Source organism: Mesorhizobium sp. M7A.F.Ca.US.006.04.2.1 (genome assembly GCF_004022915.1).
GTDB lineage: Bacteria > Pseudomonadota > Alphaproteobacteria > Rhizobiales > Rhizobiaceae > Mesorhizobium > Mesorhizobium ciceri.
Genome location: NZ_RZQA01000206.1, coordinates 1 through 8,109 on the forward strand (window position 1 = coordinate 1; position 8,109 = coordinate 8,109).

Genomic DNA, 8,109 nt, shown 5'->3' on the forward strand with positions numbered 1-8,109 from the left:
ATGAAGGCCGGCGACTACATCTGCTTTCCCGCCGGTGCCGCGGCGGGGCATTGCCTGATCAATACCAGCGACGCACTGTGCCGCTATGTCATCGTCGGCGAGCGCAACCCGAATGAAGTGGTCGTCTACACCGCCTCCAACAAGGTGCTGGTACGCGCCCTGGGCCGCCGCGCGATCTTCGATCTCGCTGCAAACCGAAGCTACTGGGACGGCGAGAACACCGGCCTTACCGCCGGCGATCCGCTGCCGTCGGATGTGACGGCCGGTGTCACCAAACCCCCAGCCGCGCCGATCCCGCCGATCGCCAGCGATGCTGTCGAATGGAAGGTCGAGGGCGAAGGTCCGCGGTTCGGCGGCCGGTCCAGGCACCTGACTTATGCCGCGCTGGGACGCTCCGACTATCATGTCGGCATGCTGATCGAAGCGCCGGCGCCCGGCATGCGCTTGGCGCCCCGGCACTATCACATGCTCGAAGAGGAGCATGCGCTGATCCTGGAAGGGGAGGTGACGCTGCTGCTTGGCGAGGAGCGCCACGAAATGAAAACCGGCGATTATGTCTGCTTTCCAGCCGGCCTGGCGGTCGGGCATTCCTTCCTCAACAGCGGCACGGGGCCGTGCCGTTACCTGATGATCGGCGAGAAAAATCCCAACGAGGTCTGCGTCTATCCAGATTCCAACAAGATGGCGGTCGACGCCTTGCGCCGGCGCGACGGCATTTTCGACATGGGAGCGGTGAGGCGGTACTGGGACGGCGAAGAGATGGAGTAGCCCCCGGCTTCACAGCTCCTTCTCCGCCAACTCCCTGAATTCGTCGGGAACCGAGCGCGCCGCCTCCAGCGCCACCGTGCCGTAGCCGACCGCCTGTTTGCCGAAACGCTCGCGGATCTTGTCGATGGCGCGGTCGGCGTCGAAGCGTGCTAGGCCCTTCTTCGTGCCGGGCCGGCGCCTCTCGTCGGCGAGGCCAAGCGGCAGGTCGAGCTGTAACTCGAAGCTTTCCTCAAGATGCGAGACCGAGATCGCCAGCAGCGAGATCGTTTTCTCCTGTGGATTGTCGGCAAGCAGGCCGCGCACCAGATCGCCGGCGATCTCGGCCAGCATCGCGGTCGCCGAGATCGGCTGGTCAAGCGTGATCGAGCGGGTGACGGCTCTGAGATCGGCAAAGCGCACGCGTACCGTCACCGTGCGGCCGGGCCTTGCCTTGGCGCGCAGCCGACTGGCGACGCGGTCGGCCAGATGCAGCAGTGTCGGCACGATGACCCGTGCCACAGCCGGCTTCTGGCCAAGCGCCGATTGGGCGCCGGCCGAATGCGCGCGGCGCTTCGTCTCCAGCTTTCGCGGGTCGCGGTTCCAGGACAGGGCGGCGAGCTTTTCGCCGGCGGCGGGACCGAGCAGGCGCGTCAGCGCGCCGCGATGCGTCCTGGCCAGTTGACCGATGGTCTCGACGCCGATCTCGGCCAGCCGCGCCCTGGTCGCCGGGCCGACGCCCCACATCAGTCCGACCGGCAGATCATGCAGGAAGGCGAGTTCCGTGCCGGGTTCGACGACCACCAGCCCGTCGGGTTTGGCGACCTGCGAGGCGATCTTGGCCAGATGCTTGGTGCGCGCCACGCCGATCGAGATCGGCAGGCCGAGTTCGGCCCGCACGCGGCGGCGGATGGTTGTCGCGATCTCCTGCGGCGAGCCGAACAGATGCGTGCAGCCGGCGACGTCGGCAAACGCCTCGTCGATGGAAATGCGCTCGACTACAGGCGTAAAATCGTCGAGCACCTTGATCGCCGCATCGCCCAGCCGCTGGTAATGGCTGAAATTGCCGCCGACGAAGATCAAATGCGGGCAGAGTTCGCGCGCCCTGCGCCCCGGCATGCCGCCACGCACGCCGAAGGCGCGCGCCTCATAGGAAGCGGCGAGCACGACGCCGCCGCCCACCGCGATCGGCTTGCCGCGCAGCGACGGATCGAGCAACTGCTCGACAGAGGCGTAGAAAGCGTCGAGATCGGCATGCAGGATGGTGGCTGTCGTTTCCATCGACCGCACATCCGCAGTTGCTGATAGAATAGAACAAATAAAGAACAAAGATGGATGGTTGTCAAGCGAAGAGCGATTGGGTGCGGCAACAGCCATGCCGGTTCGGCTTGAACGCAACCGCCTAGACACTATGCTCCGTTCGCAGCGCCGCTTTCATCTTTTCCAGCGCTGCTTCGCCGCCTGCCGCCAACTGGTCGGTAATCCTGGCCAATCTCTCGTCGGCCTTGCGGTGCCTGCTGCCCCAGGCGCCGAGCGTCGCCAGCACCGGCAATAGGTCGATGCCTGCTTCGGTCAGCCGGTAGACCGTTCTCAAGCCATGCGTCGGGTCGTCGCTTCTGGTGAGGATGCCTTCGTCCTGAAGCGTTTGCAGTCGCTCGGCCAGCGTGCGCGAGGAGATGCCTTCGTCGGATTGCAGGAATTCGCGAAAGTGCTTTTTCCCGGCGAAGACCATGTCGCGGATGATGAGCAGCGTCCAGCGGTCGCCGATGAGTTCGAGCGACAGGTTGATCGGGCAGTCGGATTTTTCGCGCGTCGCCATCTATGGTTCCATTTCTAAATCACTTTACTATTGACATCGTTTTGGCCTTGCGTCAACAGTTCCAAATGTAAACTGTTTTGCGATAGCCGTGAGGAGAATGACGGTGAAAAAGCTGGTCCTGCAGATGCAGATGTCGGTCGACGGCTTTGTCGGCGCCACCGAGGACCATTCCTGGCAGCTCTGGGAGTGGGGTGACGAGAGCGCTTGGGACGATGAGCTGAAGCAGGACTTCAACGCTGTCTTCACAGGCGTCGATACCATCCTGCTCAGCCGCAAGATGGCGCAGGAGGGCTATCTCACCCATTGGGCAATGCCGCCAAGAAGTTTCCGCACGATCCGTTCTACGCCTTTGCGCAACGCATCGTCGACGCCCGCAAGGTGGTGCTCAGTGATAAGCTCAAGCAATCGGCCGGGGAGCCGGCCTGGGAGCGCACGAGCGTGGCCAGCGGCGACCTGCCGCGCGAAGTCAATGCGCTGAAAGCGGGCGAGGGCGGCGACATGGCCGTGTTCGGCGGCGCCGGTTTCGCGTCGGCGCTGATTGCGGCCGGGCTGGTCGACGAGTTTCAGCTTTTCATCAACCCGGCGGTGCTGGGTGCGGGCCGCCGGATTTTTGATCAGGGCGGTTTTAGAAACCTGCGGCTGCTCGGCTCGAAGACCTATGACTGTGGCATGGTGGTCAGTCGCTATGCACCGGCGGGGTGAGGGGGACCTCCATCTTCTCCCTGCTCACTTCGCATCGTGAAAAATAATCCCGACCGTGTGGCGCATGCCTGAGCGCAGCCGGCTGACGCCATGACGCAGGTTGACGCGGTAATTGCCTTTGGTGCCCTGCACCGGCCGGTTGTGGACGGCAAAGACAACGGCGTCGCCCTGGCGCAGCGGCACCACCTCGACCCGGCTCTGCATGCGCGGCCGCTGCTCGGTCAGCGCGAACTCACCGCCGGTGAAATCCTGGCCCGGTTCGGAGAGCAGGATCGCCACCTGCAGCGGGAAAGCGAGGTCGCCATAGAGATCCTGGTGCAGGCAGTTGAAGTCGCCAGGCACATATTGCAGCAGCAGCGGCGTCGGCCGCGTCTGGCCGGCGGCATGACACTGATCGAGAAACGCGGCATGCGTCGCGGGATAACGCATGGCCTGCCCCATCCGCTCGTTCCACCGATTGGCGACCTCGGCCAGCCTGGGATAGAGCGCGCTGCGCAGGCCGCCCAGAAGGTCGGGCAAGGGATAGCGGAAATAGCGGTACTCACCCTTGCCGAAGCCGTGCCTGGCCATATGGATGTGGCTGCGGAAATGCTCTTCTTTGGGATAGAGGCCGGCGATCTCCCGGCATTCTTCGGGCGACAGCAGCTTTTCAATCACCGCGCAGCCGAAACCGTCGAGTTCGGCTGCAAGGGCGGGCCAGTCGTAACCGGCGACACGCGTCTGAGCAGCTTCAACCGCCGATGCGGCAACCCTAGCATGGGCATTCATATCGTAGCCTCCTTGTCGATCAGAGCGCGCTTGCGCTCGAGGCCCCAGCGGTAGCCCGACAGCGTGCCGTCGGCGCGGACAACACGGTGGCAGGGAATGCCCAGCGCAATCGCGTTGGCCGCACAGGCCGTCGCCACGGCACGGGCGCCGTCCGGCTGGCCGAGGCGCTGGGCCAGCGCGGCGTAGGTGATGGTGGCGCCGCACGGGATGCCTCGGAGCGCCTCCCACACGCGCTGCTGGAATGGCGTGCCGCGGCGCAGGTCGAGCGGCAGGTCGAGACCGACGCCAGGTATTTCGACGAAGCGCGCGATTGCCGCGAGATCGTCGCGCAAGGTGGCCCGGTCTTCGACCAGTAGCTTGCCCGGGAAGCGATGGCCAAGATCCCGCTCCAGCGCGTCGGCGTCCGAGCCGATCAGGATGGCGCAGACGCCGATCTGGCTGCGTGCCGCCAGGATTTTACCGATCGCGGATTCGCCGATGGCGTAGGTTATGATATCGAGGGCGGCGAGCTTGGTGACTGTCGCCGGAATATTGGTTTGTACGAGGTTCATTGCCTTCACTCCTTTTGTCTGTGCCTGAACCCTAGCCACCTACCAGCCGTGTCTCACTCCGGTGCTTGCTTTCAAATTCGAATCCCCAAGGCAGGTGCTCTACGGCGCCCCCCTCTGTCCTGCCGGACATCTCCCCACAAGGAGGGAGATTGGCAGTTCCTGCGCCGGCTCTCGTCCTGAAACGTTGGAGATTGGAGAAGGTCGCGATGACAGCCAATCTCCCCACAAGTGGGGGAGATGTCCGGCAGGACAGAGGGGGCGCCGTAGAGCGCTGATTTGGATCATTGGCACTTCGCCTGAGGACGTCATGCGACACGGGTGACGGAAATTTCGCCCAGCACGAACACTTCGCCTGATGACAGGCGCAACTCAACCTCGCCGGTTGCGGTGCGGCTCCATTCGGCTTTGCCATCATCGACCATCTGGCCGATGGCGGTCATCACCCGTGATTTCGCGTCAGGGGCGCGGCGGCTGCCGGCAGCTTGGGTCTGGATGTTCGCATCGGTGGTGGGAGACCTTGCCATCGCGCGCATTGCCGGTCCTCGTCAGGCCCGCACCGACCGGTTGGCATTGTCGGACGCTGCCTCGCGGTCGAGCAGCGCGCGCTTGCGCTCCGCGCCCCAGGCGTAGCCGGAAAGTGCGCCGTCCTTGCGGATGACGCGGTGGCAGGGAATGGCGACGGCAAGATTGTTGGCGGCGCAGGCGGCGGCGATGGCGCGGGTCGCCTTAGGTGCGCCGATGCGATGCGCGATCTCCGCATAGGAAACCGTTTGGCCGGCGGGGATGGCGCGCAAGGCCTGCCAGACGCGCTGCTGGAACGCCGTGCCGCGGACGTCGAGCGGCAGGTCGAGGCCGAGCGCCGGAGCCTCGACGAAACCGACGACGCGGGCGACCAGCGCCTCGTAGTCGCGGTCGCCACCGATCAGCCGTGCCCTGGGGAAACGATCCTGCAGGTCGCGCACCAGCGCGTCGGGATCGTCTCCGAGCAGGATCGAGGCGACGCCCTTCTGGCTGGACGCGACCAGGATGGTGCCGAGCGAGGTCTCGCCAACGGCGAAGCGGATCTCTTCGTCGGCGCCACCGGCGCGATAGCGCGTCGGCGTCATGCCGAGCATGCCAGTGGATTTCTCGTAAAAACGTCCGCTTGAGTTGAAACCGGCATCGTAAATCGCCGTCGTCACGCTGGCGCCGTCTTCCAGGCCCTGGCGGACCCTGGCGGCACGGTGCGCGGCGGCAAAATCCTTCGGCGTCAGCCCGGTGACGGCCTTGAAGATGCGGTGGAAATAACCGGCGCTGCGGCCGGCGGCATCCGCCAATTCAGCCAGCGAGGGTTCTTCCTCGCTCTGCTCGATCCTGCGGCAGGCAGCGGCGACCATCGCCGCGTTGCCGGCCTCGAGCGACGGGCCATGTGGATCGCAGCGCCGGCACGGGCGAAAACCGGTCGCCCTGGCCTGGTCCAGCGTGTCGTGCAACTGCACATTTTTCGGATTGGCGCGCCGAGACGGACAGGAAGGCCGGCAATAGACGCCCGTCGTCGCCACCGAATACCAGAATGCGCCGTCGGCGGATTTGTCGCGCGCGACGATGCGCGCCCAGCGCGGATCGTCGGTGATTTGCAGCGGCGCGGACTTCAGATTCTTGGCCAGGGTGATGAACATGACCGCATTGAAGCCACCACAAGCCGGCCCCGCCACCCGTTTCCTGACAAGTGCCTGGAGAACCTCACTTGCCTTTCCCAATTTGGGAAAATCCTCTTGTTCCCAATTTGGGAATTTGCTATATCAGGTCATGCAGATAATTGCCAAGAAGGCGCTGAAGGATTTGGGCAAAACACAATCAGGCCGAAGCTCCTTTGACGGCTTGGTATGTGGCTGTCGGGAATGCTGATTGGAAGACCCCGGCTGACGTCAAGGATGCGTTTGGAGCGACAGTTGATTTCGTCGGTGACAATCGCATCATTTTCGACATTAGCGGCAACAAGTATCGTTTGATTGTCCACGTCGCCTACAAGTTTCACCGCGTTCTGATCAAATTCGTCGGCACGCACAAAGAGTATGACAAGATTGATCCGGAGAAGGTGTGATGGAAAACATTCGACCCATTAAGACCGTCGCCGATTACGATTGGGCGATCGCCGAAATCGCTAAATATTTCGAAAATGAGCCGGAGGTCGGCTCTCTCGATGGTGACCGGTTCGACGTTCTCGCAACCCTGATCGAGGCTTATGAGGATAAGCACTACCCGATTGAAGCACCGGATCCCGTTGAAGCCATTCATTCGCACATGGAACTGTTCAACCTGTCGCGGAAGGCGCTGGCCGAGGTGATCGGATCATCACCCCGGGCGACCGAGGTGTTGAACAAAAAGCGCGCACTCACCCTGGATATGGTCTTCAAACTGAACAAGGAATGGAAAATTCCCGCCGAAGTCCTCGTGCAACCCTATCACCTTGCAAATGACAGGGGCCGCAGGCGCGCCTAACATGCACCGATTCTCCTAAGCCGCGCGCTTGGGTTCCACCGCGAATGGGCTGAGGCCGAGCCAGGTCTGCATCTTCCTGCCGATGGCCTGGTCGCCGGTCAGGGCAACCCTGGCGCCGGCCTTCTCGACGGTCAGCACTCCCATCCAGATCGCCGTCATCGTGTGCAGGTCGGTCGAGACGTAGAGATCGACATCGAAGCCCGGATCGTACCAGCACAGATCGACCTCACCGTGCTTCTCGACGATCAGCCACCACGACCGTTTGGACGCCGGGAGATCCTGATACAGGAATTGTATCACCGTGCGCCCTTCAGGCAGCGGCGAGGGGTTTAGATTGCGCCGCATGTCCCACATCAGCAACGACGGATCGAGGTTCTTCAGCGACAGCCGGGACTCGACCCATTTCTGCCCCCAGAAGCCCATTGCCTCGACGACAGGACGCAAATCCCGGCCGGCTTCCGTCAGCCGATATTCGAAGATGCCTTTTTCGCCCGGCACTTCCTTGCGCTCGACGATCCCGGCGATCTCAAGTTCCTTCAGCCGTTGCGACAGAAGGGTCGGCGACATTTTGGGGACGCCGCGGCGAAGATCGTTGAAGCGGGTCGAGCCGGCCACCAGTTCACGCATCAGCACCATGGTCCAGCGGGTGCACAGCACCTCAGCGGCCATCGATAGCGGGCAGAATTGTTTGTATCCGTGCTGGCTCATGATTGGTGCCTCTCCCTCAAACCTGACCGAATATTAGGCCTTCATGAATGAAGCGGCCAGTACGGAAACTGTACTGCCCCGGTACAGATCGCGGACTGGTTGGCGAGGGTCCTGCCATGCGAGCCTTTTGGCCGGTTGCACGGGATACGCCTGTGCACCGCAACCAGGAGACCACCATGACCGCCTACGTTATCGCAGACATCAAGATAAACGACCCGCAGTGGGTGCCGGCTTACGCCGCCTCGGTGCACGATCTCGTCCACAAGCATGGCGGCAGATATCTGTCGCGCAGCGGCAATGTGAAAACGCTTGAAGGCAAGCCGCTCGATACCACGC

The 8,109-nt window shown here is 63.2% G+C and carries 11 protein-coding genes and 2 pseudogenes; 6 read left to right on the top strand and 7 right to left on the bottom strand.

Going from position 1 to position 8,109, the window contains the following annotated elements; genetic code table 11:
• The coding region (locus tag EN925_RS13460; RefSeq protein ID WP_128336607.1) for a cupin domain-containing protein at window positions 1-768 on the top strand (768 nt) is incomplete at its 5' end.
• A gap of 9 nt (window positions 769-777) precedes the next feature.
• On the opposite strand, the gene dinB is transcribed toward EN925_RS13460, so the two are convergent.
• Window positions 778-2,025, bottom strand: coding sequence for a DNA polymerase IV (gene dinB, locus EN925_RS13465; protein WP_127385660.1), 1,248 nt, complete (start codon window positions 2,023-2,025; stop codon window positions 778-780).
• 121 nt (window positions 2,026-2,146) lie between these two features.
• A complete protein-coding gene (locus EN925_RS13470; protein WP_013530730.1) occupies window positions 2,147-2,563 on the bottom strand; it encodes a helix-turn-helix domain-containing protein in 417 nt (138 codons plus the stop codon).
• A 130-nt stretch (window positions 2,564-2,693) separates the two neighbouring features.
• Between EN925_RS13470 and EN925_RS41635 the strand changes: the two are divergent.
• Window positions 2,694-2,831, top strand: a pseudogene (locus tag EN925_RS41635) (deaminase); the annotation flags it as partial.
• A gap of 35 nt (window positions 2,832-2,866) precedes the next feature.
• Window positions 2,867-3,265 (top strand): dihydrofolate reductase family protein, encoded by a 399-nt coding sequence (locus EN925_RS13475; protein WP_348630327.1) that lies wholly within the window; start codon window positions 2,867-2,869, stop codon window positions 3,263-3,265.
• Window positions 3,266-3,289: 24 nt separating this feature from the next.
• Here the strand turns inward: EN925_RS13475 and EN925_RS13480 are convergent, their stop codons facing one another.
• From EN925_RS13480 to ada, 4 genes are all read right to left on the bottom strand, one after another.
• The gene (locus EN925_RS13480) at window positions 3,290-4,033 is read right to left on the bottom strand and encodes a 2OG-Fe(II) oxygenase (RefSeq protein WP_127368858.1); all 744 of its coding nucleotides are present in this window, start codon (window positions 4,031-4,033) and stop codon (window positions 3,290-3,292) included.
• Window positions 4,030-4,584 carry a methylated-DNA--[protein]-cysteine S-methyltransferase gene (locus EN925_RS13485; RefSeq protein WP_127368857.1) on the bottom strand — a complete coding sequence of 185 codons (555 nt, stop codon included), beginning with the start codon at window positions 4,582-4,584 and terminating at the stop codon, window positions 4,030-4,032. Before EN925_RS13485 ends, EN925_RS13480 begins: the two co-directional genes overlap by 4 nt.
• A 305-nt stretch (window positions 4,585-4,889) precedes the next feature.
• Complete coding sequence (locus tag EN925_RS13495) at window positions 4,890-5,117, bottom strand: hypothetical protein (RefSeq protein WP_127367766.1); 228 nt, start codon at window positions 5,115-5,117, stop codon at window positions 4,890-4,892.
• Between the two features lie 12 nt (window positions 5,118-5,129).
• The gene (ada, locus tag EN925_RS13500; protein ID WP_164766125.1) at window positions 5,130-6,242 is read right to left on the bottom strand and encodes a bifunctional DNA-binding transcriptional regulator/O6-methylguanine-DNA methyltransferase Ada; all 1,113 of its coding nucleotides are present in this window, start codon (window positions 6,240-6,242) and stop codon (window positions 5,130-5,132) included.
• A gap of 130 nt (window positions 6,243-6,372) precedes the next feature.
• Between ada and EN925_RS13505 the strand changes: the two are divergent.
• Both EN925_RS13505 and EN925_RS13510 read left to right on the top strand, forming a co-directional pair.
• Window positions 6,373-6,667: pseudogene (locus EN925_RS13505) on the top strand (type II toxin-antitoxin system HigB family toxin).
• Window positions 6,667-7,065, top strand: a complete 399-nt coding sequence (locus EN925_RS13510) for a type II toxin-antitoxin system HigA family antitoxin (RefSeq protein ID WP_128336609.1) — start codon at window positions 6,667-6,669, stop codon at window positions 7,063-7,065. The pseudogene EN925_RS13505 and the gene EN925_RS13510 overlap by 1 nt, the downstream one beginning before the upstream one ends.
• A gap of 15 nt (window positions 7,066-7,080) precedes the next feature.
• On the opposite strand, the gene EN925_RS13515 is transcribed toward EN925_RS13510, so the two are convergent.
• A complete protein-coding gene (locus EN925_RS13515; protein ID WP_024501641.1) occupies window positions 7,081-7,773 on the bottom strand; it encodes a helix-turn-helix domain-containing protein in 693 nt (230 codons plus the stop codon).
• Between the two features lie 176 nt (window positions 7,774-7,949).
• Here EN925_RS13515 and EN925_RS13520 point away from each other — a divergent pair.
• Window positions 7,950-8,109, top strand: a 160-nt coding sequence (locus EN925_RS13520; RefSeq protein WP_128336611.1) for a DUF1330 domain-containing protein, incomplete at its 3' end; no start/stop codon positions are given.

Excerpts from the sequence above, each read along its gene's own strand:
- dinB (WP_127385660.1), bottom strand. The coding sequence starts at position 2,025 with ATGGAAACGACAGCCACCATCCTGCATGCCGATCTCGACGCTTTCTAC.
- EN925_RS13470 (WP_013530730.1), bottom strand. The coding sequence starts at position 2,563 with ATGGCGACGCGCGAAAAATCCGACTGCCCGATCAACCTGTCGCTCGAA.
- EN925_RS13480 (WP_127368858.1), bottom strand. The coding sequence starts at position 4,033 with ATGAATGCCCATGCTAGGGTTGCCGCATCGGCGGTTGAAGCTGCTCAG.
- EN925_RS13485 (WP_127368857.1), bottom strand. The coding sequence starts at position 4,584 with ATGAACCTCGTACAAACCAATATTCCGGCGACAGTCACCAAGCTCGCC.
- EN925_RS13495 (WP_127367766.1), bottom strand. The coding sequence starts at position 5,117 with ATGCGCGCGATGGCAAGGTCTCCCACCACCGATGCGAACATCCAGACC.
- ada (WP_164766125.1), bottom strand. The coding sequence starts at position 6,242 with ATGTTCATCACCCTGGCCAAGAATCTGAAGTCCGCGCCGCTGCAAATC.
- EN925_RS13510 (WP_128336609.1), top strand. The coding sequence starts at position 6,667 with ATGGAAAACATTCGACCCATTAAGACCGTCGCCGATTACGATTGGGCG.
- EN925_RS13515 (WP_024501641.1), bottom strand. The coding sequence starts at position 7,773 with ATGAGCCAGCACGGATACAAACAATTCTGCCCGCTATCGATGGCCGCT.